The sequence below is a fragment of the Chitinophaga sp. genome (genome assembly GCF_017745275.1).
Lineage (GTDB): Bacteria > Bacteroidota > Bacteroidia > Chitinophagales > Chitinophagaceae > Chitinophaga.
Map to the genome: position 1 here is coordinate 16,169 of NZ_JAGHZS010000013.1, position 25,851 is coordinate 42,019.

At 45.5% G+C, this 25,851-nt stretch carries 20 protein-coding genes, 1 tRNA gene and 2 riboswitches; of the genes, 15 read left to right on the forward strand and 6 right to left on the reverse strand.

The genetic code is table 11. From position 1 onward, the window contains the following. Positions 1–57: 57 nt before the first annotated feature. Positions 58–2,433, reverse strand: a complete 2,376-nt coding sequence (locus J7623_RS30680) for a TonB-dependent receptor (RefSeq protein ID WP_291928862.1) — start codon at positions 2,431–2,433, stop codon at positions 58–60. Between the two features lie 12 nt (positions 2,434–2,445). Continuing rightward, positions 2,446–2,539, reverse strand: a riboswitch (TPP riboswitch). Positions 2,540–2,706: 167 nt separating this feature from the next. On the opposite strand from J7623_RS30680, the gene ssb reads away from it, so the two are divergent. The 5 genes from ssb (at position 2,707) to J7623_RS30705 (ending at position 5,948) form a co-directional block, all read left to right on the forward strand. After that, positions 2,707–3,114 (forward strand): single-stranded DNA-binding protein, encoded by a 408-nt coding sequence (ssb, locus tag J7623_RS30685; RefSeq protein ID WP_291928865.1) that lies wholly within the window; start codon positions 2,707–2,709, stop codon positions 3,112–3,114. Between the two features lie 110 nt (positions 3,115–3,224). Further along, a tRNA-Met gene (locus J7623_RS30690) sits at positions 3,225–3,296 on the forward strand. Positions 3,297–3,399: 103 nt separating this feature from the next. Continuing rightward, positions 3,400–4,269: a GTPase Era gene (gene era / locus J7623_RS30695; RefSeq protein WP_291928868.1), complete on the forward strand. Its 870-nt coding sequence runs from the start codon at positions 3,400–3,402 to the stop codon at positions 4,267–4,269. A gap of 55 nt (positions 4,270–4,324) precedes the next feature. Then, the gene (der, locus tag J7623_RS30700; protein ID WP_291928871.1) at positions 4,325–5,638 is read left to right on the forward strand and encodes a ribosome biogenesis GTPase Der; all 1,314 of its coding nucleotides are present in this window, start codon (positions 4,325–4,327) and stop codon (positions 5,636–5,638) included. A gap of 91 nt (positions 5,639–5,729) precedes the next feature. Further along, positions 5,730–5,948 carry a hypothetical protein gene (locus tag J7623_RS30705; protein ID WP_291928874.1) on the forward strand — a complete coding sequence of 73 codons (219 nt, stop codon included), beginning with the start codon at positions 5,730–5,732 and terminating at the stop codon, positions 5,946–5,948. 194 nt (positions 5,949–6,142) lie between these two features. Here the strand turns inward: J7623_RS30705 and J7623_RS30710 are convergent, their stop codons facing one another. Then, on the reverse strand, positions 6,143–7,015 hold the full coding sequence (locus J7623_RS30710) for a transglutaminase-like domain-containing protein (protein WP_291928877.1): 873 nt from the start codon (positions 7,013–7,015) through the stop codon (positions 6,143–6,145). Between the two features lie 128 nt (positions 7,016–7,143). Continuing rightward, a complete protein-coding gene (topA, locus tag J7623_RS30715) occupies positions 7,144–9,492 on the reverse strand; it encodes a type I DNA topoisomerase (RefSeq protein WP_291928880.1) in 2,349 nt (782 codons plus the stop codon). A 466-nt stretch (positions 9,493–9,958) separates the two neighbouring features. On the opposite strand from topA, the gene J7623_RS30720 reads away from it, so the two are divergent. The 4 genes from J7623_RS30720 to J7623_RS30735 all read left to right on the forward strand — a co-directional run bounded on the left by J7623_RS30720 (position 9,959) and on the right by J7623_RS30735 (position 12,900). Continuing rightward, entirely contained in the window at positions 9,959–10,723 is a 765-nt protein-coding gene (locus J7623_RS30720) for a DUF2520 domain-containing protein (protein ID WP_291928883.1), read from the forward strand. A gap of 127 nt (positions 10,724–10,850) precedes the next feature. Further along, positions 10,851–11,372, forward strand: a complete 522-nt coding sequence (locus tag J7623_RS30725) for a 3-deoxy-D-manno-octulosonate 8-phosphate phosphatase (protein WP_291928886.1) — start codon at positions 10,851–10,853, stop codon at positions 11,370–11,372. A 14-nt stretch (positions 11,373–11,386) separates the two neighbouring features. Further along, positions 11,387–12,328: a geranylgeranylglycerol-phosphate geranylgeranyltransferase gene (locus J7623_RS30730; RefSeq protein ID WP_291928888.1), complete on the forward strand. Its 942-nt coding sequence runs from the start codon at positions 11,387–11,389 to the stop codon at positions 12,326–12,328. A 2-nt stretch (positions 12,329–12,330) separates the two neighbouring features. Beyond that, positions 12,331–12,900, forward strand: a complete 570-nt coding sequence (locus J7623_RS30735) for a Maf family protein (RefSeq protein WP_291928891.1) — start codon at positions 12,331–12,333, stop codon at positions 12,898–12,900. Positions 12,901–13,077: 177 nt separating this feature from the next. Here the strand turns inward: J7623_RS30735 and J7623_RS30740 are convergent, their stop codons facing one another. Then, positions 13,078–14,259, reverse strand: coding sequence for a homoserine dehydrogenase (locus J7623_RS30740; protein ID WP_291928893.1), 1,182 nt, complete (start codon positions 14,257–14,259; stop codon positions 13,078–13,080). A gap of 97 nt (positions 14,260–14,356) precedes the next feature. Beyond that, complete coding sequence (locus J7623_RS30745; RefSeq protein ID WP_291928896.1) at positions 14,357–15,535, reverse strand: PLP-dependent aspartate aminotransferase family protein; 1,179 nt, start codon at positions 15,533–15,535, stop codon at positions 14,357–14,359. Between the two features lie 185 nt (positions 15,536–15,720). Next, a riboswitch (SAM riboswitch) is annotated at positions 15,721–15,841 on the reverse strand. Positions 15,842–15,969: 128 nt separating this feature from the next. Here J7623_RS30745 and J7623_RS30750 point away from each other — a divergent pair. After that, complete coding sequence (locus tag J7623_RS30750) at positions 15,970–17,253, forward strand: DUF2851 family protein (RefSeq protein WP_291928899.1); 1,284 nt, start codon at positions 15,970–15,972, stop codon at positions 17,251–17,253. A gap of 120 nt (positions 17,254–17,373) precedes the next feature. On the opposite strand, the gene J7623_RS30755 is transcribed toward J7623_RS30750, so the two are convergent. Next, positions 17,374–17,781, reverse strand: a complete 408-nt coding sequence (locus tag J7623_RS30755; RefSeq protein ID WP_291928902.1) for an OsmC family protein — start codon at positions 17,779–17,781, stop codon at positions 17,374–17,376. Between the two features lie 165 nt (positions 17,782–17,946). On the opposite strand from J7623_RS30755, the gene J7623_RS30760 reads away from it, so the two are divergent. The 5 genes from J7623_RS30760 to J7623_RS30780 all read left to right on the forward strand — a co-directional run bounded on the left by J7623_RS30760 (position 17,947) and on the right by J7623_RS30780 (position 25,843). Beyond that, positions 17,947–18,777, forward strand: a complete 831-nt coding sequence (locus tag J7623_RS30760) for a hypothetical protein (RefSeq protein WP_291928905.1) — start codon at positions 17,947–17,949, stop codon at positions 18,775–18,777. A 36-nt stretch (positions 18,778–18,813) separates the two neighbouring features. Then, positions 18,814–19,713, forward strand: coding sequence for a lipoyl synthase (lipA, locus tag J7623_RS30765; protein ID WP_079468971.1), 900 nt, complete (start codon positions 18,814–18,816; stop codon positions 19,711–19,713). 428 nt (positions 19,714–20,141) lie between these two features. Next, positions 20,142–21,476, forward strand: coding sequence for a TolC family protein (locus J7623_RS30770; RefSeq protein WP_291928918.1), 1,335 nt, complete (start codon positions 20,142–20,144; stop codon positions 21,474–21,476). An 18-nt stretch (positions 21,477–21,494) separates the two neighbouring features. Further along, on the forward strand, positions 21,495–22,631 hold the full coding sequence (locus tag J7623_RS30775) for an efflux RND transporter periplasmic adaptor subunit (protein WP_291928922.1): 1,137 nt from the start codon (positions 21,495–21,497) through the stop codon (positions 22,629–22,631). 29 nt (positions 22,632–22,660) lie between these two features. Continuing rightward, positions 22,661–25,843, forward strand: coding sequence for a multidrug efflux RND transporter permease subunit (locus J7623_RS30780; RefSeq protein ID WP_291928925.1), 3,183 nt, complete (start codon positions 22,661–22,663; stop codon positions 25,841–25,843). Positions 25,844–25,851 lie beyond the last annotated feature (8 nt).

Sequence of the window (25,851 nt, forward strand, 5' to 3'; positions counted from 1 at the left end):
GCTTTAATAGCTTTATGCTTTCTGCTTTTTGCTTTCGGCTTTCTGCTTTCGGCTCTACTACAATCCGATGGTCACTCCTGCAAAGAAATTAATTCCTGCCATTGGATAGTAGTAAGTATCATATATAACGCGGCTGCTTGCCAGGTCGTAGCTGCTATAGGTGCTGCCGTTAGGCTCATATTTGGTATTGAATATATTATTCAGCATAAACTGTAATCCCAGTTCGCGGAATAACGGTTGTGGCACTACGTAGTTAATGCGCAGGTTGCTCACAAAGTATGGATCAAGGCTGCCGGCGGTATTGGAGGTGTTGTCCATATATTGACGGCTTACATATTTACCCAGCAGGTCGAGGTTCAGGTTTTTCACTGGTTTTACGGATAATGTTAATCCACTTACCACAGCCGGGGAGAATGAAATGTTGGTTTTGCTGAATACCTGTGTATGTGAGGCTTCCTGTTCATCGTAGGTAACGGCGTGATAGTCGAGTACTTTATTCTGACTCAGCGCAGCGTTGGCGGCGATGCTCACCATGTTACCCAGTTTTACGTTACCATTCACTTCAATACCCATGCGGTAGCTTTTAGGAATATTGGTGCGCATATAGGCGCCTACGTTAGTGAGCATGCCGGTTTGTACCAACTGGTTTTTGTAGTTCATGTAGTATACATTGGCTTGTATGGCAGCAATGTTGTTGTTCCAGGAGTAGCCGGCTTCTACGTCGCGGAGTATTTCCGGTTGTGGAACGTTTACGCCGTAGTTGTTTTCAAAGTCGCCGCGGTTAGGCTCTTTGTGCGCAATGGCGATAGAAGCAAATACGCGGTTAGTAGCGTTGATGTTGTAAGAGATACCAGCTTTGGGATTGAAGAAGTTGTAATTAGCATGTGCAAAATAAGCAGGCGCTGCTTCAAACCCATCCATGTTGTAGTGGACGTTGCGGTATTGCATGTCGGCAAAAAGACTGAGTGCTGTTGTGATTTTATATTCTCCTTTCCAGTAGATATTAAAATCATTTTTTGCTGCCGGGTAGCGGTAGTATTCGTGATCTTTTTCGAAGGGGGCATCAGCCCAGATTACTTTACCGAAGTGATCGCCGGTGTACCTGTTCCAGCCGCCGCCGAGGCTCCAGTTGAATTTATCACCTGTGCGGTTAATGGAAAATACGCTGCCATAAAAGTAGTTATCTAACCATAACTGGTTAATAACATCGGCGGTATCTCTCTTTACACCATTGATAATGGAACCAGGAATACCAAAGTCGGCGAGTGGCTTGAATCCATTATAGTTTTCATAATAGCCGCGTCCGCGGGTGAGGTGGAAGGCTACGTTGAAATTCAGGTGTGAGTTCACTTCCTGGTTGAGGAATAACTGGTAGTGATCTTGTTGATAATTATCTGTCTGGTTGTCGTAGGGAGTACCTGGTTTTTCTGTACCAGCTGCATTGTAGGTCCGGTCTGTATCCAGCATTGCCTTTGGTACGCCATACCATGCCTGGTAGGTTTTTTCTTTCCCGGAGAAAACATTCAGGCGGATGGCTGTTTTTTTAGAGATGTAAGCGGCAGAAGTATAGAAGGAGCGCAGGTCCGAAGTGGCGCGGTCTATATATCCATCGGAAGAGATTTTAGAGAGACGGGCATCAATGGTGAAGTGATCATTGATGAGGCCGGAACCTGCTTTCACGGTGTGTTTCCAGCTATTGAAGGAACCGTAGCTATTGCTGATTTCGCCGTATGCTTTTTCGTTGAATTCGTTGGTGCTGAGGTTGAGTGTGGCGCCAAATGCAGCAGCGCCGTTGGTGGAGGTACCTACACCACGTTGCAGTTGGATGCTGCTTACGGAAGAAGCAAAGTCGGGCATGTTCACAAAAAAGGTGCCTTGTGATTCCGCATCATTTACGGGAATACCATTCACTGTAACGTTGATGCGGGTAATATCAGAGCCACGTACGCGCATGCCGGTGTAGCCGATGCCGGTACCGGCGTCTGAATTGGTAACTACGCCAGGCTGCTGATCCAGCAGAATAGGCAGGTCTTGTCCGAGATTGTTTTTCTTGATGTCTGCCGCAGAGATAGTGGTGTTCACAAAAGGTGCATTTTTCCCGGCACGCAAACTGCTGATCTCTACCGGCTTTACAAAGAGGGGCGATACTTCCAGGGCAATGTCTGCCTGTTGTATTTGATTATTGCTAAGGATGTTGGTGCTGAAAGATTTGAAGCCAATGAAGCTGGCGGTTAAGGTATAGCTTCCTTTTTTGGGAAGATGAATGCTGTAATGACCTTTGCTATCGGTTAATACACCAGTTTGGTTGATAGCGATAGTGACGCCTTCTAAAGGTTGGCCGCTGGTTTTATTGGTAACGGTACCGGTAACCAGGGATTGTGCATGCAAAGTGCCTGCTATAGATAGCAGCACTAATAACATTAGCTGTTTCATGTAAAATATGTCTGTTTTCTGTTAGCTCATTCCTAACCAGCATTACCTGGTCCAGGTTCATTGGGTGTGATCTCAGCCTGAAAGTAAGGCACCCCATGTGGTTCAAGCGTATGTTCCTGTTTCATTGCGGGAACATTTGCAGTAACAAAGGTATAATGGATTGTAATAAAAAACGGGAATTATTTTTTGGAAGAAGGAAAATTGCGTAATTTCCATACCTACTTCTCTCAATCATCTTTTATAAATTTTTAACCATTTAAATCTTTATTTCTGATGATCAAGCTTCAGTTAATCGGGCATTTAGGCCGCGATGTATTGAAAAAAGAAGTCAACGGGACCGTTGTTTTTAATTTCCCCGTAGCCGTTAATGAGCGTTTCAAGAATGCACAGGGCGTATTGGAGGAAAGAACCACCTGGGTAGATTGCTCTTTGTGGGACAAAACAAACGTGGCGCCTTATTTAACACAGGGTACTATGGTGTATGTAGAAGGTACTCCCAAAGTGGAAGCCTACATCAGCAACAGTACTGGTGTTTTATCCGGCGCATTGAGATTAAGGGTTTTTTCGTTGCAGTTACTCAGCCGTAGGGAAGAGGAAAAACGAAAAGCAACGTCAACAGAAACCCCTGTTCCCGAGGCCGAACCGGTACAGGAACAGCCCGCTGACGATCTTCCATTCTAAAAGTGTATGAAGCATTCCAATATGAAAGCCAACCAGTTACGGTTGGCTTTTTGTATTTTTTCTAAAAATATTTGGTGTGAATTAAAATAATCCTATCTTTGCACCCTCATTGCGAGGTAGAGCAGAGGTAGCTCGTCGGGCTCATAACCCGAAGGTCAGTGGTTCGAATCCGCTCCTCGCTACAAAAACAGCGCTAAAGAGCGTATAAAGATTTAAGAGCCGAAGAAATTCGGCTTTTTTTATTTCCGTAAGTTTGAGTTGTGAAAGCAGCGTTTAATTGTCATCATGCACAAAGCAGGTTTTGTAAACATTTTCGGTAAGCCCAATGCGGGGAAAAGTACATTGCTGAACGCCATCATCGGCGAAAAGCTGGCGATCATTTCTCCCAAAGTGCAAACCACCCGGCACCGTATTACAGGGGTATTAACAGACCCTGGGTACCAGATCGTATTTTCTGATACCCCCGGTATTATTGATCCCAAGTATAAGCTGCACGAGAAAATGATGGGTGCGGTAAAATCTGCCCTCGAAGATGCCGATGTAGCACTACTGATTATGGACGCCAAAGACTCCATGGAAGAAAACCTGGAGCTGTTCGACTCACTGAAACTGAAAGTTCCCGTTATCCTTATCATCAATAAAATGGATAACATCCTCAAAGAGGAAATGGCCGTTTTAATAGAACGGGCAAAGGCCTGGGGAAAAGCAGCAGCTGTAGTACCGGTATCTGCCATGCAGAAAAAAGGTATTAAAGAACTGCTCACTGAAATAGTTGCACTCTTACCGGAAGCCAACGCTTTCTATCCTGATGACACACTAACGGATAAGTCTACACGCTTTTTCGTGGCAGAAATGATCCGTGAAAAAATATTCCAGTTATTCGAAGAAGAAATTCCTTATCACACCACCGTTATTGTAACACAATACCAGGAAAAGGATACCCTCACGAAGATAACCGCGGAAATCATTGTTACCCGCGACACCCAGAAAGGTATTATCCTGGGAGAAAGAGGTAAATCTATTCGTGAATTAGGTACCCTGGCCCGCCAGGAAATCGAAAAATTCATCGAAAGAAAAGTATTCCTGGAACTGTTTGTGAAAGTGCGTGGTAAATGGCGTGATAACGATACCTTCCTGAAGGAATACGGATATTAATAATGAAAAATTCCTGGATATATTTCCAGGTTAGTACGACAAAATATAAATAAAAATGGCAGGATTTACAGTAGCTATAGTGGGTCGCCCGAACGTAGGCAAGTCAACGTTGTTCAATCGTTTACTGGAACAACGTAAAGCCATCGTAGATGACCAGAGCGGTGTAACCCGTGATAGACAATATGGTATTGCCGACTGGAATGGCAAAACTTTCAACGTAGTTGATACCGGCGGATTTGTAAGCGGCAGCGACGATGTATTTGAGCGGGAAATCCGCAAACAGGCGAAAGTAGCTATGGAAGAGGCTAACCTCATCATCTTTATGTGTGATGTTACTACTGGTATTACCGACCTGGATGCAGATGTAGCAGATGTGCTGCGCCGTACTTCCAAACCGGTATATTTAGTAGTAAACAAAGTAGATAACAACCAACGCCAACTGGAAGCTACCGAGTTTTACAGCATGGGCTTTGAACATATTTATTTCCTCTCCTCCATGAGCGGCAGTGGTACCGGTGAATTACTGGACGACGTAGTAGCTAATATTACACCGGAAATGGGTGAGGCTACGCTGGAAACCAACCTGCCTAAAATAGCCATCATTGGCCAGCCTAACGTAGGTAAATCTTCTTTGCTGAATGCACTGGTAGGTGCAGAGCGTAATATCGTTTCTGATATTGCCGGTACTACCCGTGATACCATTCACACACACTATAACATGTTCCAGAAAGATTTTATGCTGATTGATACCGCAGGTATCCGGCGTAAAACCAAGGTGCATGAGGACCTGGAATTTTATTCCGTGATCCGCGCTATTAAAGCAGTAGATGAATCAGATGTGGTGATGCTGTTGCTGGATGCTGAAAAAGGCATTACTGCGCAGGATCTGAGCATCTTTAGCCTGGCTACCCGTAAGGGGAAAGGTATTGTAATTCTGGTTAACAAATGGGACCTGGTAACCAAAGGCACCAACACGGCCAGGGATTATGAGAAAGAGCTGAAGAAACGCCTGGCGCCATTTTCCGATGTACCTGTAATCTTCACTTCTGTAACGGAGAAGCAACGTATTTTTAAAGCGATAGAAACCGCGCTGGAGGTGTATGAGAACCGTCAACGCCGCATACAAACATCTGTGCTGAATGAAGTGCTGTTGAAAGCTATTGAGGCTTATCACCCACCGGTAGTAAGAGGTATTCCTATCCGTATTAAGTATGTAACGCAGATACCTACGCATACACCGGCCTTTGCCTTTTTCTGTAACCTGCCGGATGATGTAAAAACGCCTTATCGTAACTACCTGGAAAACCAGATTCGTACGAACTTCAACTTCAACGGGGTGCCGCTGAAAATATTTTTCCGGAAAAAATAAGCTGTTGCGCAAAAAAAGAGATGGTAGGATTTTGTAATTTATAAAATTTACATACCTTTGCGCCGGTTTTAAAAAATAAAACAAACACAAAATGAAAAAATTATTCGTATTCGCTGTAGCTGCTGGTATGTTCTTCGTAGCTTGTAATGGTGGTGCTTCTAACACTGCTGATTCTACTGCAACTGCTCCAGTTGACACTATGAACGCTGCTCCAGTAGCACAACCAGTTGATTCTGCTGCTCACGTTGATTCTGCTGCTGCTGCAACTGCTCCAGTTGATTCAGCTGCTGCTGCAACTCCAGCTAAGTAAGAGAATATTATTTCACATAATATATCTTTCTTGCAAGAAATTAAAAAGCCCATCGCTTAGCGGTGGGCTTTTTAATTGAGCGGAAAGCTAAAAGCAGAAAGCATAAAGCTATTGAGGCGAATGATCATTGCGAATATTAGTACGCTTTGATCATTCGCCTCAATAGCTTTATGCTTTCTGCTTTTAGCTTTCCGCTAATCTTCCAGGATACTGGAAAGATTCATTAACTCATCCTGCTTATACGCATCTTTATCGTCCTGGAAACACTTGGCCAGTTCTTCCAGCAGGAATTGTATGAGTCGTTTGTTAGATTGTGGTTTAAAGTAAGAAGGAACAGAAGGGACCTGTACTCTTTTCAGGTAAGTATCTACATCCTGTTGGGTATAGATTTGCCCCTGGATCGGATCTATGAAAAACAGGATCCGGTGATCACCTGGTTCTATCGGACCGGAAAAATCAACGTAGCTATCGAAATACGCCAGGATGAACTGACGGGGAATATTTACTGCATATACCGGTAAATCCAGCATGGCGCAGAGGCTCTGATAGATGATGCCGTTGGTGATAGGATTTCCTTTTTTGGACTCTATTACCTGGTTAATGAAGAATTGATTTTTACGTTGATAGGAGACCTCTTCCCCTTTAAGCCCGAAATAATTATAGACCATGCTGTTTAATACATTGATCTGTTCCAGCGGGGTGAGGTAATTATTTAGCTCCAGCCAGATATTACGTTTGATGCGGTCTATTTCTGTGATGATCTGGGAATCGATGAGGTCTGGAAACTGGTACCTGGCGGCCAGTATGGCCCCCTGCATCAGGTCAGGTACGTCTGAATGTGCCCATACACGCAGGGCTGCCTGCAAATCCTGGTAATGTACCCGATGAATAAGCAGCTCTATCCTTTCCTGAATAGCTTCGTCAATTGTATTCTCCCACAAATTCTCCAGGTTTGGAATAATATCTTTACCGTACAGTAGTATTTTACTGGCAACAGTATCGAATACCTCCAGATCAGGATCATCCAACAGGTGGAACAAAGCGTTTATTTCTCTGTTTTCGTTCATACCATTATCTATGATCAGTTGGTAATCATCAAATGATGTGATCCTGTTGGCAAATTAAATAATAAGCATATCACTTACACTGCAGTTATTATCATTGCCTCCATTTTCATCATATTCGTACCACTGCGTTATTCAGCCTTCTTCTTCCTGGGTGGCGCCTTTTTCTTAGGTGGATTCGCTTTAGCTTCTTCAATGATGGCTTTAGCTTCTTCTACCGTTAAGTCAGCAGCGGTATCAATTTTCTCTTTTGGTATCTTAAAGTTCTTCAATCCTTGTTTAATGTATGGGCCATAAGGTCCTTTCAGGATCTGTATTTTTTCTTTCTCAAATATTTTGATGGTACGCTCGTCTTTTGCAGTACGTTTTTCTGCAATGAGCGGTGCTACTTCATCCAGTTCTACTGTATACGGGTCCATTTCCTTTTTGAGGGAATAGAATTTTTTATCGTGTTGTGCGTAAGGACCAAAGCGACCGATATTGATAATTACATCAGAATCTTCAAACTGACCCAGGTTGCGGGGCAGCTTAAATAGCTCCATGGCTTCATCCAGCGTAATGGTTTCAATGCTCTGCGTAGCCTTTAATTTCGCGAAGCGTGGCTTTTCCTCATCTTCCACACTACCTATCTGGATCATAGGACCATAGCGGCCCATACGTGCTACAATAGGTTTGCCGGAAGCTGCATCTGTACCCAGCGGACGTTCACCTTTTACACGTTCTGCATTTTCCAGTGTGTTTTCCACATCTTTATGGAAGGGAAAGTAGAAATCGCTGATCATGTTATTCCATTCCTTTTTACCGCTGGCAATTTCATCGAATTCTTCCTCTATTTTGGCGGTAAAGCCATAGTCCATTACGTTATTAAAGTATTGGTTGAGGAAGTCGGTTACGATCATACCCAGATCGGTAGGGAATAGTTTGGCTTTTTCTGCGCCGGTATTTTCAGACTCGGTTTGTTTGCTGATCTTATCTGCTTTCAGTACCAGGATGCGGTAATCTCTCTTAACACCTTCTTTTTCTCTTTTCTCTACATAATTACGCTTCTGAATAGTGGTAATAGTAGGTGCATAAGTAGAGGGGCGGCCGATGCCCAGTTCTTCCAGTTTCTTTACCAGGCTGGCTTCTGTATAGCGTGGCGCCGGGCGGGAGAATCTTTCGGTGGCCTTCATTTCTTTCAGGTCCAGCGATTGTTTTACCGCTAACGGAGGTAAAGAACCTTCCTGTTCTTCCTGTTCTTCTTCGTCATCGTGGCTTTCCATGTATACTTTCAGGAAGCCATCGAATTTCAGTACTTCCCCGCTGGCGGTGAGCTCTTCGTGGTTAGTAGAGATATCGATTTTAGCAATGGTTTTTTCCAGCTCGGCATCTGCCATCTGGCTGGCGATGGTACGTTTCCAGATCAGTTCGTACAGTTTGCGGGTATCCGCATCATCTACCGTGGTATTTTCCATGTAGGTGGGGCGGATGGCTTCGTGCGCTTCCTGTGCGGACTCGTTTTTATTTTTGAATTTGCGGTGTTGGTGGTATTTATTACCAAAACTGCCTTTAATAGCTTTTTCTATTTCAGCTACTGCCGTATCGGACAGGTTCACGGAGTCCGTACGCATATAGGTGATATTACCGCTTTCATACAGCTTTTGAGCCAGCAACATGGTCTTTGAAACACTGTAGCCCAGTTTGCGGCTGGCCTCCTGTTGCAGGGTAGACGTGGTAAATGGCGCCGCAGGCGATTTTTTACCGGGTTTTACCTGTATATCTTTAACGGTATAGGCTGCACCCACGCACTGTTGCAGGAATTTCTCGGCGTCTTCGGCAGTTTTGAATTTACCCGGACCTTCTGCTTTGAAGGAAATGTTTTTGCCATTAATATCTTTACCGGTAAAGTAAGCTTCTACTTTAAAGGTGCTGACAGACTGGAAGTGGTTGATTTCTCTTTCACGCTCCACAATCAGTCGTACCGCTACAGATTGTACACGGCCGGCAGACAGGGAGTTGCGCATACTCATTTTACGCCACAGTACCGGGGAAATTTCAAAGCCCACAATACGATCCAGTATACGCCGCGCCTGTTGCGCATTTACACGGTCCATATCCAGTTTACGCGGATGTTGTACAGCGTTTTCTATAGCAGGTTTGGTGATTTCATGGAAAACAATGCGTTTGGTAGTTTTAGGGTCCAGTTTCAATACCTCACATAAATGCCAGGAAATGGCTTCTCCTTCACGGTCCTCATCCGTTGCCAGCCATACCTCATCGGTATCCTTCGCCAGCTTCTTCAGTTCCTTTACTACCTTTTCTTTATCCTCTGGGATGACATACTTAGGCTTGAAGTTATTATCGATGTCTATCCCCATGTCGTCTTTCTCCAGATCACGAATGTGACCGAAGCAGGACTTGACTTCGAAGTCTTTGCCCAATATTTTTTCTATGGTCTTGGCTTTCGCCGGGGACTCAACTATAACTAAATTTTTTGCCATGTATGCTTCTTTAATATGCTGCTAAATACGCAAAATTCTGTGAAATAATTACTTCAATGAATTTTGCAATGATATAAAATTATATTGATATTGGTCTGTATAGCCCAACCACGGGTAGATATTTTCCGTAGGGACAGGACACACCGGCTTTGCGATTCCAACAACCAGATGTGTTTAGTTATCAAATAATTAACGATGGAGTCTTTCAAAAAGGCCTCCCTGTTTGGTTCAGATAGCAACACTGCCTGATGTGACAGGCAGAATGATAACAAACGTGCCGGTATCAACTGGAATCAAGGCTGTTAAAGATAACAAAACTATTAATATCGCTGTGCTTTTAAAAAAGCGGGGCTGTTTGCCATTTTCACAAGGAAAGATCGTTGACGCACTAAAACGCGTATATTAGAAAACGGAATCATGCAGGCGGGCTCATTTCCGGCGGTTTACTATTAAAAAACAAATTATAATGGATATAGTCATTGTGGGTACGGGCAATGTGGCACATTGTTTCGGACAGCTTTTAAAGATTCATGGTCACCAGGTAAAGCAGGTGATCAGCCGGCAGAAGGCACATGCGCAGGAACTGGGAGAGATGTTGAATGCGGCATATACCGACGATTTACAGGATATTAATATGGAGGCAGACATTTACCTGCTGGCCGTGAGCGATAGCGCCATTGCCGGGTTAAATGATCAGCTGCGCCTGGGAAAGCGTTTCGTGGCACATACCGCAGGAGCGGTGCCGCTAGAGGCCATCTCCAGGATTTCGTCGAATACCGGTGTCGTATATCCGTTGCAGTCTATACGCAAAGAAACTAAAAGTTATCCGCCTATCCCGGTGATGCTGGAGGCCAGCAATGATGATGTGTTGCGGCGGCTGCAGGCCCTGGCCCAGAGTATTTCCAGTAGTGTAACTGTTACTACCTCCGCCCAGCGGTTGAAATATCATCTCACCGCGGTGCTTTGTAATAACTTTACCAACCACCTCATTGCCCAGGCAAAAGCTTATTGTGAAAAAGAGCAACTGGACTTTTCCCTGTTGCAGCCAATTATAAAAGAAACTTTTGACCGCCTGGAGAAATTCCCGCCGGAAGCTGTACAAACAGGGCCGGCGTTGCGCCAGGATGAAAATACGATGAGCCTGCACCGTGAGCTCCTGGCAGGAAACGAATATTTGCAGTTAGTTTACCAGGTGATGTCTGACGCCATCTATCAATTCCATCATAAATAGAGAATTACGAATTACAAATTACGAATTACGGATTTGTGAGGAGATATTCGCGAAGATCATCCGTTATTATCTCCCCACAAATCCGTAATTCGTAATTTGTAATTCGTAATTCTTTACTTTTGGCCCCATGAACGTATTGGCTTTATTTAAATCTATCACCACATTTGTGCTGGATGTAGACGGCGTACTTACTGATGGTACCCTGCAATTGTTGCCGGGTGGAGAAATGTCGCGCAGAATGAATATCAAAGATGGCTACGCCCTGCAATTGGCCGTAAAAAAAGGCTACCGGGTGGTAATCATCTCCGGAGGAAAATCGGAAAGCGTAGTAAGCAGGTTACAGGGACTTGGCATTAAAGATATTTATACCGGCATACATGATAAGCAGGAAAAGCTGCAGGATTATGTATTTGAAAATGACCTGCGCTGGGATGAATTACTTTATATGGGAGATGATATACCCGATTATCTGCCTATGCAACTGGTGGGCTTACCTACCTGCCCTGCCGATGCGGTCCAGGAAATTAAAAGTATTTCAAAATATGTATCCCCATTCCCCGGAGGCCACGGGTGCGTAAGGGAAGTAATGGAGAAAGTGCTGAAACTGAACGGACATTGGCTAATGGATGAAGGCATTGCATCGAAATAATAAAAGAGAAACTTATGAAGCTCTGGGCTGCATTTTTTAAATTGATCAGATACCCTAACCTGATATATATTGGCCTTACCCAATTTTTATTGCAATACTGCGTAGTGGAACCTGTGTTACGCAGCTCCGGCGAAGAACCCTCGCTGCCCGTTCCGCAATTTGTATTACTGAGTTTGTCTACCATCCTGGTAGCGGCGGCCGGCTATATTATTAACGACTATTTCGATATCAACATTGATATCGTGAATAAGCCGGAGAAAATGGTGCTGGACAAAATTATCAGCCGGCGCTGGGCAATGGCCTGGCATACGCTGCTGAATATGGCTGGCGTATCCCTGGGCTTTATGGTAGCCTTTAAAACCGGGCAGTTCTACCTGGGCTTTACCCAGGTCATTTGTTCCCTGCTGCTTTGGTTTTATTCTACTTCTTTTAAAAGACAGGTGCTGATCGGCAACGTCATTATTTCACTGTTGACAGCACTCGCAGTAGTAGTGGTAGGATTTTACGAGAAACAGATCTATCATAGTTTTGAAGCGATCATGTCTGCCACCGGCCGGAAGCTGATACAGATTATCGGCGTATATGCGTTGTTCGCTTTTTTAATTTCCATGGTCAGGGAAATAGTGAAAGACCTGGAGGATATGATGGGCGACAGCAAAGATGGATGCCGCACCCTGCCTATTGCATGGGGCGTACTGGCTGCCAAACGCTTTTGTAATGTATTGTTGCTGGCACTGGTAATTATCATACTGGCAGTGGAAATCAGGGTATGGGTGTTGGGTTGGTATGCAGCTATTGCTTACCTGCTGTTGTTTGTACAGGTACCTTGCGGATATATTTATTTACAATTGAAAAAAGCACATCTGCCGGAACATTATCATAAGGTAAGCACCCTCGTGAAAGTAGTAATGCTGACCGGCATTTTGTCCATGATATTTTTTAAAATTTATTTATAGAGATGTATAAAGGGAAACCCGTTATTCTGGCCTCACAGTCGCCCCGTAGAAAGCAGTTGTTAGAGCAGGCCGGCATTCCTTTCGAGGTGAAAGTGGTAGAAACAGCAGAAACCTTTCCGCCGGAACTGGCTATACCAGACATCCCGGTGCATATAGCCCGGCAAAAAGCGGCTGCTGTGCGTAACCTTTGTGCTCCCACCGATATTATTATTGCCGCAGATACTGTAGTAGTATTGGATGATCATATTATTGGCAAGCCAAAAGACCGCCAGGATGCCATCGACATTCTTGCCCGCCTCAGCGGCCGTGAACATCGTGTAGTCACCGGCGTTATTATACAACAGGACGCCAGGGAAGTGGCTTTTTCCAAAATCACCTCGGTGCATTTTAAGCCGTTGAACCTGGAACAGCTCACGTATTATGTGGATCAATACAAACCATTCGATAAAGCCGGCGCTTATGCCATACAGGAATGGATTGGCGCAGTGGGGATCGACAGCATTAACGGCTGCTTCTACAATGTAATGGGCCTGCCGGTAAGTAAGGTAGTGGAAGAACTGGAAAACTTTTAGAAATTACGAATTACGAATTACGAATTACGGATTTGTGGGGAGATAGTAAACGCGAATTACATCCGCTTAAATCTCCCCACAAATCCGTAATTCGTAATCCGTAATTCGTAATTCAAAAAAGAACGGCGCTGTGATCAGCGCCGTTGTTACGATTGGTTTTTGCTTATTTACATCTCTTTATTCCAATACCAGGATATTAACATCTTTATTTTTCAGCCAGCCGGCTTCTCTCAGCTTCTGTAAGTTAATAGTACCTACCACATAGCGCCATTCGCTGGATTCATATTTTTCAGAGATATTGAAGAACTCTGCCAGATCTACCTGGTCCGGTGTTTTATAGCGCAGGTATACTTTCAGATTTACATCATTAGTAAAGCTGGGCTGATTGTTCTGTTTGATCTTTTTATACTCGTAGCGATAGTTGTATAACAATGCGGAAATATCAGACAGTACAGCGCTACCGGTAGCAGTACCACCGGCACCTTTACCTACAAAGAATTGTTTGTCGGTGAAAGCACTTTCCAGCAGGATACCATTGTATTCATTGTATACATCGTAGAGCAGGTTATGTTCTTTGATCAGGTGTGGCAATACGTAAGAGAATACGTGCCCGTTCTGACGGCGGCATTGTGCAATGAGCTTGATGGTACAGTTGCGTTGTTTGGCGAACTGGATATCAAAGTCATTCAGGTGATGAATACCGAAATTGAATACTTCTTCCGGTTTCACGAATGTGCCAAAGGCATGGAGGAGGAGGATCACGATTTTAAATTTCGGATCATATCCTTCGATATCGAGGGTAGGGTCAGTTTCGGCAAAGCCCAGGTCCTGCGCTTGTTGCAGGGCGGTTTGGAAGCTGAGGTTTTCTTCAAATATTTTGGTAAGAATATAATTCGTAGAGCCGTTACAGATACCTTCCACTGCATTGAGCAGGTCGTTATCATAATATTCTTCCAGGTTGCGGATAATGGGAATACTGGCGCAACTGGACGCTTCATACAGGAACGGTACTTTGTTTTCCGCCTGCAGTTGATACAGGGCAGGCAGATTTTCCGCGATCATTCTTTTGCTGGCGCTTACTACCGCTTTGCCGTTACGCAGGGCGGTGCTCACAATTTCAAAGGCTGCTTCGGTTTCGTTGATCAGTTCTACTACCACGTCAATGGTAGGATCTTCGAGGATTTCATTTTTATCAGTCGTAAAGTAGCTGCTATCGATAGGTCTTGACTTATTAGGGTCTTTAATGCAGATTTTTTTGATGCGGGCATTAATACCTTTTGTTCTGTTCAACACTTCATAGAGTCCTTGTCCTACGACGCCGAATCCGAAAATACCTAAATTGATGATCTTATTTTCCATACATTTTTTGAGCTTGCAGCCTTCAGCAATTAGTCTTCAACGATGCAGAGATGATCAGGTTCTGTAAAGTCGAAGTGGTGGTTAATTACCAAGGGCTTTATTGTAAAACAGTAATTTGCTTGCCAGCCGGATGATTTAGTTTATCCAGCGCTTGTTTCAGGTCGTTAATCAGGTCTTCGGCATCTTCAATACCTACTGATAAACGGATACAGGAATCCTGTAACCCTGTTCTTTTCCGGAATTCTTCCGGGATGTTACGATGCGTCATGGTAGCCGGGTGGGCCAGCATACTTTTCACGCCGCCGAAACTTTCTGCCAGTTTAAATAACTTGGTGGCGTTTACGATGCGGATCGCATTTTTGATATTGTCGCTTTTCAGGGAAAAGCTCACCAGTGCGCCGTAATTTTTCTGTTGTTTACGGGCGATATGATGATTTTTATGGGTAGCCAGTCCGGGATAAAATACTTTATCCACGGCAGGATGTGCGGCCAGCCAGTTAGCGATAGCGCTGGCATTGCTGCATTGTTTTTCCAGTCGCAGGTACAAGGTTTCCACGCCACGGATGGTGAGCCATGCTTCGAACGGACTGAGTATACTACCGGAAATATTCTGGTTGTAGCGGAGCTGGTCTGCCAGTACTTTGCTGTTTACCACTACCAGTCCGGCGATGACATCACTGTGGCCGGAAAGATATTTGGAGGCGCTGTGAATAACAATATCGGCCCCCAGGGGGATAGGTTGTTGTAACAGCGGGGTGCTGAAAGTATTGTCTACTACCAGCAGGATATTATGTTGTTTGGCAATTTTGCTGATAGATTTGATATCAGAAATGCGCAATGTTGGATTGGTAGGGGATTCCAGCCAGATGATTTTGGTATTGGGGGTAATGGCGGCCAATACTTTATCGATGTTGCTGGTATCTACGAAATTAACTTTGATGCCGAAGCGTTCAAACATGTGGTTAAATATCTGGAAGATGCCACCGTAGGTATCTTCTACCGCCATGATCTCATCGCCGGTCTTTAACAGCTTCAGCACCGCATCTATGGCCGACATACCGCTGGCGAACGCAAATCCGGCAAACCCTTCTTCCAGGTTGCAGATGAGGTCTTCCAGCACTTTTCTCGTGGGGTTGTTTGCCCGCGAAAATTCAAAGCCTTTATTGATGCCGGGTGATTCCTGCACAAAGGTGGATGTTTGATAGATAGGCACAGAGATGGCGCCTGTCAGTTCGTCTACCGGAATGCTATGAATCAGTTGTGTAGCTGTTTTCATGTTATAAATTATTTTTAATGATGTTCAATATGCACAATAATCTGCTGCAACTTTATCATTAAAGATCAACTTAAACAACAACAAATCCATGAAAGGGGGGCGGAGTGGGCATAAAAAAAGCTCTTCCGTGTGTTGGAAGAGCTCTCTTAGAAAGTTATATATATCTGTGAAGTATTATCTCTGCCAACTTATCTTTCCCCACGCTAACGCATGGGGCAGGAATTAGCACCTTTTTCCTGATCATATAATCAGGAAAGGTTGCTAAGGCATCGCAGGGCCAAGTCCCTCCGCCTTTCTGGATAAGTGATGTGTAAGAACTGGCGCAAAGGTAATGTGACTTTCATCAGATTTCCAAATTGAAGTTTGAATTTATTTATTAAACGATGTTTTATTACCTTTAGCTGATACTATTTTATACCCCAACCGTATCTTTTATGTTTGTTAACCCGTTGCTCTCAGAAGAGCTATTCCAGTACATCTGGGCCTTCCGGCTGTTTAAGCAGGATCACCTGGCCACTACCGGTGGAGAACCGGTACAGATCTTATATCCCGGACTACATAATCATCATGGCGGCCCTGATTTTTCAGCGGCCAAGATCAGGATTGGCACCACTTTATGGATGGGACAGGTGGAGCTGCACCTCCGTACTTCAGACTGGTTCCGGCATAGGCACCAGCATAATCCACAATACGGGCGGGTGATCCTGCACGTGGTATTTGTGCATGATATGCCGGCGGACCGTATTCCGGGCGTGCCTTGCCTGGAATTGCAGCAACATATTCCCAAACTTTTATTGCAGCGTTATGAGCAATTGCGGCAGCGGGCACCTTTTGTTCCCTGCGCACCTTATGCCGCCAGCGTTCCGCCGCTCACGTGGGTAAGCTGGAAAGAGCGGCTGCTGGCCGAACGTTGGGAGCGCAAGCTGGGCGTATTGCGGGCCTGGCTGCAAAGCAGTCAATCCAATTGGGAAGAAGTATGCTACTGGGCGGTGGCGCAAAGCTATGGGATGCCGGTAAACACGCTGCCTATGCTGGAAGTAGCGCAGTCGCTCTCCTATACCCTGTTGATGCGGTGCCGGCAGGAACGCCTGCAGTTGGAGGCGCTCCTGTTTGGGCAGGCGGGGATGCTGGGCCAGCCTCCCGCAGATGAATATGCTGCACAATTACAGGCCGTATATGCACATCTGCAGCATAAGTATGGGCTTAGCCCTATCCCGGCGCATCACTGGAACTGGCTGCGGATGCGGCCGGCGGCTTTCCCCACCATGCGGCTGGCTACTTTCGCAGCCCTGCTGCAACACAGTCCCCGCCTGTTTCCCCGGATACTGGATGCAAACGATATAACAGCGCTGGAGCAGTTATTTTTCGTACAGCCGTCGGCGTACTGGCGTACCCATTACCGGTTCGGACAGGCAGTAGGGCATACGCAGTTGCCGGGCAAACAGGCGGTACACAGTATCCTCATTAATACAGTACTGCCATTACTGTTCCTGTATGGGCAGCAGAAGCAATTGAAATATTACCAGGAAAAGGCCCTGCATTTTTTAGAGCAGTTGCCACCGGAAAGAAACCGTATCACGGAAGAATGGGAACAGTTGGGCGTAACACAGGAAAGCGCGATGGAGTCGCAGGCGTTACTGCAGTTGAAGCAGTACTACTGTGATGAGAAACGATGCCTGCATTGCGCTGTGGGGATAAAAATTATCGGAGGGATTTAGAGAAGCGGAAAGCAAAAAGCAAAAAGCTATTGTAGCGGGTGACCATAGCAGATATTTACTGCTCTTTAATCATTCGCTACAATAGCTTTTTGCTTTCTGCTTTCCGCTTTCTGCTCCGTATTACCAGTTAAAAGTAACATCCTGTACAATATCAGGATGTACGCTTTGTGCCACCGGGCAGGTATGTGCAGCTCTTTCGAGTATGGTTCTTTCTTTTTCGCCCAGGTTATGACCGGCAGGGAAGTCAAATACGATGGTGACGCCGGTAATACGGCGGGGTTCAGTACCCATGATTTTCTGCACGGTTAATTTGGTTCCTTCAATAGCCCAGTTGTTTTCGCGGGCTTTGATGCCCATGATGGTGAGCATGCAGGATCCCAGCGCTGTGGCTACCAGGTCAGTCGGAGAAAATCTTTCTCCTTTACCTTTATTATCTACTGGTGCGTCTGTTTCAATCACGGTGCCTGACTGGAGGTGGGTAGCTGTGGTGCGTAATTCCCCGTTATAGATGATAGATGCCGTTTGCATATTGATTCTTTTTATGATCTGAGGGTAAAATTAAAGGTATTTTCAGGATATGTACAATATGGAAAGCGGAGGTGCTGTTAAACTAAAAAAAAATTAGCTACGTTTGTAATATATACATAACAATACCTTGGTTCAAGCGTTTACTTATTATAATAATAGCCCACTGTGAAAAAAATATACTTAATCCTGTTTTTGGCGATAATGTCCGGCGGCTTGTTTGCGCAATCTACTACCAATACCACTTCCACGCAAAAAAGCAAGAAAAGCGATAAGGAACAGCGTAAGCTGAAGAAGATCTCTGTTTTCCGTGAGCAGGAAGAAGGAGAGAATGTTTTCCAGCGTGATTTTTCGGTGGGTGGCAGGCTCAATACCGATGGCTGGACAGGTTTCGTGGAAATGGGCTATCGGAAAAGCCGGAAAAAGGTCACTTATTTCCAGTTCGACTTTTCGGAGAAGAAAAGTAATAAGGAAGTGAAGAAAAGCAGTATTTACTTTACCCAGCGTCCTTATATATATGGTAAGCAGAATAATTTTTACCAGGCTAAGCTGGGCGTAGGTCAGCGCTATATGTTAGGAGGAAAAGCCAATAAAAACGGGGTAGAAGTGGACCTGATCTACTATGGTGGCTTATCTGTGGGACTGTTGAAGCCCTATTACCTGAATATGCAGATCAATGGGGATAATAAGGATGTAAAGTATGATCCTGCAGACCCTGAACAATTCCTGACCGCAGAAAATATTAATGGCGCCGGTGGTTTCGGGAAAGGTTGGGATAACCTGACAGTGGTACCGGGTGTGCACGCAAAACTGGGGATGCGCTTTGACTGGGCCCATTTCAACGAGGTGGTAAGTGCCCTGGAAGTGGGGATGAATGCGGAAATGTATACCAAAAAGATCCCTATCATGGTGGTATATAATGGAATAGACTACAATAAACAGTTCTTTTTTGGAGGATATGTAAGCCTTCAATTCGGGAAGCGCTGGAATAAGAGATAAGTGTTAACTTTGCTTTTCTAAAGAAAGGAATAAGCGATGCAAGAACTACCCGTAATAGCCGCCGAACCGGCTACAACAAGAGTAAAAAAGCCTGATTGGCTGCGCGTTAAATTACCGATAGGCGAGAACTATAAGCAGGTGAGGAACCTGGTAGATACCCATAAATTACATACGATCTGTGAAAGCGGTAACTGCCCTAACATGGGTGAGTGCTGGGGAGCCGGTACGGCCACTTTCATGATCCTGGGAAATATCTGTACCCGCAGTTGCGGCTTTTGTGCCGTAGCTACCGGCCGCCCGGAAGCCGTAGATTTTGACGAACCTCAGCGTGTGGCAGAAGCCATTTACCTGATGAAAGTAAAACATGCGGTGATCACGTCCGTCGACAGAGACGAACTGAAAGACGGTGGTTCTATCATCTGGGCAAACACCATCAATGCCGTGAGGGCCTTAAATCCCGAAACAACCATGGAAACCCTGATCCCGGATTTTCGTGGTCAATGGGAAAATCTCCAGCGTATTATTGATGTAGCGCCTGAAATCGTATCACATAACCTGGAAACGGTAGAACGTTTAACCAAACAGGTGAGGATACAAGCCAAGTATCACCGCAGCCTGGAAGTAATCCGCCGGTTGAAAGAAGGTGGTATGCGTACCAAGAGCGGTATTATGCTCGGCCTGGGTGAAACCAAAGAAGAAGTAGTACAAGCCATGCAAGATCTGTACGACAACGGTTGTGACGTAGTTACACTGGGTCAGTACCTGCAGCCTACCCCTAAGCACCTGCCGGTAGCACGCTTTGTACATCCTGATGAATTTGCAGAATTGCGCGAAATAGGATACAACATGGGACTGGACTACGTAGAGTCCGGACCGTTAGTTAGGTCCTCTTATCATGCAGAAAAACATATTGTTAGCGGTCGAAATAAAGGATGACCGGAACAAAATTTCATGTAATTGTTAAAATCCACCTGAAAGGGTGGATTTTTGTTTTCATAACATTATCTTAGCGCCCGAATACTTTTACCTGACAACAAAATGTTTGTTGTTAAACCTACTTCTCTGTTATACGTTGTTTTCAAATACCTGGAATCTAAACCCGGATGCCGTGCAGCTATTGTTTCAGATCCTTTGAATCAGCAACTCACTTATCAACCTACCTGTTTGCTGTAGCGATTGCAGCTTAACATGTTTTGCAGCATAAAAATATTGTTACGCAGCTAATTGCTGTTGAACAACAAGGAAACATTATACCAGCTATTAGCAGTTAGCTAATAGCTAATAGCTAATACCTAACTGCTAATAGCTGATATAATATTTTCTTTCGATTGGTACAATGATGAACTGAATGTCAAAAGCCTTTTATGAAAAGAGCATTTTATTTGTTAGCTGTGTCCTGCGGATTGTTGATAACGCCGCAGTTGTTTGCACAGTCATCGTCGGACTCCCTGTTAACCAGCGCCACCCTGCAGGAATGTATCCGGTATGCTATTTCGCATCAGCCGGTCATCCGCCAGTCGTTGATTGATGAGGCGATTACCGATAGAACAGTGAAGAGTAAACTGGCCGACTGGTATCCACAGATCAACCTGGACTACAACATCCAGCACTACCTGAAAATACCCACGTCTATTTTAGGCGGAAATCCTATTCAGGCAGGTGTGGCCAATTCTTCTGCTGCCCTGTTTGGATTAAACCAAAACATCTTTACCCGCGATCTGTTACTGGCCAGTAATACGGCAAAGGATGTACGAAAACAGAGCCAGCAAACCACTACCCGTAACCAGATAGACCTGGTTGCCAACGTCAGCAAAGCCTATTATGATGTGTTGCTCACCACCGAACAAATTAAAGTATTGAGCGAAGACATCATCCGCCTGGAACGTAGCCTCACAGATGCAAAGAACCAGTATGCCAGTGGCGTGGTAGATAAAACAGATGCTAAACGCGCCACCATTTCCCTGAATAATGCCCGCGCGCAGCAGAAGTCGGCACGTGAACTGCTGACAGCAAAACAGGCATATCTGAAGGATTTAATGGGATATCCCGCAAATGCCGGCGATGTACCTCTGACATCAGACTCTTCTGCCGTAGCATCGCAGGTAACCGGAGATGATACCTTACAGGTAGCGGATTATAAAAGTCGTATTGAATACCAGTTGCTGCAAACACAGGAAAGCTTGTTGCAAGCCAACCTGAAATACAATAAATGGAGCTTTCTGCCTACGGTATCGGCGTTTATCAACTATTCCTTCGCCTGGCAGAATGCAGAATTCAGCAAGTTATACAGCCATGACTATCCCAACTCATTAGCAGGATTGAAATTATCACTGCCTATTTTCCAGGGAGGAAAACGGATACATAATATCCGCATGGCAGAGCTGCAATTACAGCGTACACAATGGGATTACGCCGCATTGAGAAGCCAGATTAATGCGCAGTATGTACAGGCCATGGCCACGTACAAGAGTAACTACAACGATTATCTGACGCTGAAAGAAAATGTGCAGATGGCAAAAGATGTATACGATATGTTGCAGTTACAATATAAAGAGGGTATCAAAACGTATCTCGATGTATTGATATCTGAAACAGAGTTGCGGAGTGCGCAACTGAACTATTACAATTCTATGTACCAGGTATTGTCCAGCAGGATAGATCTGCAAAAAGCATTAGGAACCTTAACAGCTAATTATTAAATGGTAACCGGAACGGATATGAAAAAAATGAACAACATTATCTTAATCAGCGCTGCCAGTATCCTGGGCTTATCGGCCTGCAGTGGTCCTGCTAAAAAAACGGCGCCAGTGATGCCCCCTACACCGGTAAATGTTACGGAAGCAGCTGTATCGCCGGCCGTTTATTACGATAAATATCCCGCTACTGTAGTGGCTATCAACCAGGTGGAACTGCGTTCCCAGGTGGCCGGGTTTATCACAGGTATCTTTTTCAAAGAAGGAGAAATTGTGCAGAAAGGAAAAACATTGTATGAAATAGATCGTCGTAAATATGAAGCAGCGGTGTTGTCGGCACAGGCAAACGTAGCCAGTGCACACGCCAGCTTTGAAAGAGCTAAAAAAGATGACGACCGCTATCAACGACTGGCAGACCAGGATGCGGTAGCCCGTCAGATACTCGATAATGCACGGGCAACGCTGGAAACTTCCCGTAGCCAGCTGGCTGCCGCCGAAGCCAATCTTGCTGCGGTACGTACCGACCTGGATTACTCACTCATCAAAGCACCGTTCACCGGACGCATTGGTATTTCCCAGGTGAAACTGGGCGCACAAGTGAGCCCCGGTACCACGCTGCTGAATACCATCTCCAGTGAAAATCCGATAGCAGTAGATTTTGTGGTAACAGAAAATGATATTCCCCGCTTTGCCGCGATGCAGGGGAAAGGTAACGGTAACGACAGTACGTTCCGACTGCAGTTATCAGATGGCACCGCGTATGTACATGCCGGTAAAATACTGGCCATCGATCGTGGCGTCGACAATCAAACCGGTACTATCCGCGTGCGTATTGAATTCAACAATCCCGATGATAAACTGAAAGATGGTATGAGTTGCGTATTACGTGTACTCAACGACCAGTCCGGCGAAAGATTAGTCATCCCATACAAGGCAGTAACAGAGCAAATGGGCGAATACTTTGTATTTGTTGCCAAAGACTCCGTAGCGGCCCAACAGAAAGTACACCTGGGACCCAGACTCGGTGATAAAATAGTGATCATGGACGGTGTACAGGCAGGTGATAAGGTCATTATTGAAGGCTTCCAGCGCTTACGCGATGGCGGTAAAATACAGATTGGAATACCAGCCGCACCACAAGGCGCGCCTGCCAAGAAATAGTTTTATCAGTAGAATCAACAGCGAAGATCATGATTGCAGATACTTTTATAAAACGACCCGTAACGGCCATAGTAATATCTATTGTGCTGGTGCTGGTGGGAATATTGGCGATGATGAACCTGGCCGTGGGCCAGTATCCGGAGATCTCGCCCCCCACCGTACAGGTGACCGGTACCTACACCGGCGCGGATGCCCAAACGGTAGAACAAACTGTGGCCACTCCTGTGGAAGTGCAGGTGAATGGTACACCGGGTATGACGTATATCAATACCAACAATACCAGCAGCGGACAAATGAGTATGACGGTCAACTTCGAAGTAGGTACCGACATCAATATTGCCGCGCTGGATGTACAGAACCGTGTGGGAATTGCACAACCTACCCTGCCACAGGAAGTGCAGCGTTTAGGCTTGACCGTTAGGAAGCGTAATCCCAGCATTTTGATGCTGGTAGCACTGTACTCACCCAAAGGCACACACGATATTACCTTCCTGGATAACTACACCAACGTATACGTAAAAGATGCGTTGCTGAGAGCAAAAGGAGTAGGGGATATCTTCACCCGCGCTGATGATTTCAGTATGCGTATCTGGCTGAAACCCGATAAGCTGGCTGAAATGGGCGTTACCGCCGATGATATCCGTGCTGCACTGGCAGAACAGAACGCGCAGATTACCGCCGGATCTGTTGGTGCGCCACCACAACAAACCGGTCAAACATTCGAGTATAACATCTTTACCAAAGGACGGTTATCCACACCGGAGGAATTCGGCAACATCGTGGTGAAAACCCGTCCGTCGGATGGATCACTCGTATACCTGAAAGATGTAGCCCGTGTGCAGTTGGGTAAATTCAACTATGCCGGTAATAACTATGTGGATGGTAAACGCGCCGCTTACCTGCTCGTATACCAGGCTCCGGGAAGTAATGCGCTGGAAACAGCGGCCAACGTAACCGCGACCATGGAAGAGCTGAAGAAACAGTTCCCGAAAGATGTGGAATACGTAGTACCGTTTGAGTCGGTATCTGTGGTGAAAGTATCTATCGAAGAAGTGGTGCATACCCTGGTGGAAGCCCTGGTACTGGTGGTAATTGTGGTGTTCCTGTTCCTGCAGAGCTGGCGCGCTACGCTGATTCCTATCCTGGCGATCCCGGTATCTATCATTGCTACTTTCATCTTCTTTATTCCACTTGGTTTTACCATCAATACACTGACGTTGTTCGGTTTTGTACTCGCTATTGGTATTGTGGTGGATGATGCCATTGTGGTAGTGGAAGCTGTACAGCATAATATTGACCATGAGAAGATGACACCCAGGGATGCCACAGCACAGGCCATGAAAGAAATTTCCGGCCCGGTAATCGCCATTGCATTGATTCTGGCAGCGGTGTTTGTACCGGTAGGATTTATACCTGGTATCGTAGGTCGTTTATACCAACAGTTTGCCATCACAATTGCCATTTCCGTAATGATTTCTGCTTTTGTGGCGTTGTCATTAACACCGGCATTGTGTATCCTGTTGTTGAAACCGATGCACCTGGATAAGGATTCCAAAGGGTTGAATAAGTTCTTTTTTAAATTCAACCGCTGGTTCGGACATACTACTTCCCGTTATTCAATAGGCGTGAAGAAAAGTATCCGTTACTTCCGTTTTGCCATAGTAATCCTGATCTGCATTTTCGTAGGTACCCTGATGTTATTCAAGGGGAAACCTACGGGCTTCATTCCTACAGAAGATGAGGGCCGTTTGATCATTACTTTCGACCTGCCGGAATCTTCTTCTACAGAACGTACTGTTGGGGTGATGTCGCAAATGATGAAGGACCTGCAGGCTACACCTGGTATTGCACACTATGCAGCATTGGGTGGTTTAAATGCGGTGAGCTTCGCCTCTAAATCCAACAGTGGTACCATCTTCTGTTCCCTGAAACCATGGGCAGAGCGTAAGGCAGATTCCCTGCAGATTACGGCTTTGGTGGCTACAGTCAAGAAAAAATTGAGTAAGTATAAAGAAGCCAATGTGGTGGTGATACAGCCACCGGCTATCCCGGGTCTGGGTCAAACTGCCGGTTTCTCTTTTGTATTGCAACAAAGAGGTGCTGGTGAAATCAAGGCCTTTGAAGGGGTATTACAGAGCTTCCTGGCGGCGGCTAACCAGCGCCCGGAAATAGCGCAGGCTTTCTCTTTCTTCACCGCGCGTACACCAGGTTATCAACTGGATATAGACCGTGAAAAGGCGAAGAAAATGGGCGTGAAGATCTCTGATATTGCGTCTGCTTTGCAAACGTATATGGGTAGTGCTTATATCAACGACTTCACTATTTACGGACGTAACTTCCGCGTGGTAACGCAGGCCGATTCTACTTATCGCGGAGACATTAAAAACCTGAACCAATTGTTTGTACGCAACAGTGTAGGGTCCATGGTGCCTATCAGTGCATTGACTTCTTACAAAGTCATAGAAACAGCGCCGGTAATATCTCACTATAACCTGTTCCGCTCTGCGGAAATAAACGGTGGGCCGGCGCCTGGCTATAGTAGTGGTGACGCAATCAATGCATTAAAAGAAGTGGCTGCACAGACTTTACCGGATGGATATGGTTATGAGTTCTCTGGTTTGAGCCGGGAGGAAATATTATCAGGATCTAAGACGGTATACATCTTTGCCCTCTCCATCATCTTTGTGTTCCTGTTCCTGGCCGCATTGTATGAAAGCTGGTCTGTACCCTTCTCGGTGCTGCTGGCGGTCCCTATTGGCGCTTTTGGGGCCATCCTGGTGCTGACCTTCCTGCCCAAGCTGAGTAATAACGTATATGCGCAGATTGGTTTGATTACGTTGATTGGGTTGTCGGCGAAGAACGCCATCCTGATTGTGGAATTTGCGAAAGAACGTGTGGACAGGGGAATGGATGTGGTAACCGCAGCTGTAGAAGCGGCCAAGCTCCGTTTACGGCCTATTATCATGACTTCCATGGCATTCCTCTTAGGTATTCTGCCGTTGGTATTTTCTTCTGGCGCCGGTGCGGAAGCGCGTAAAACCATGGGTTGGACGGTACTAGGTGGTATGTTTACTGCTACCTTCCTGGCCATTTTTATTGTGCCGGTATTGTATGTGGTGATTACCCGGCTGGCGTATGGTAAAGAGAAGCTGCGTAAAATGAAAGAGAGCTATCAGTCGGTACCTGAGCACGATATACAGGGAAAACTGTAAGCGTAAAA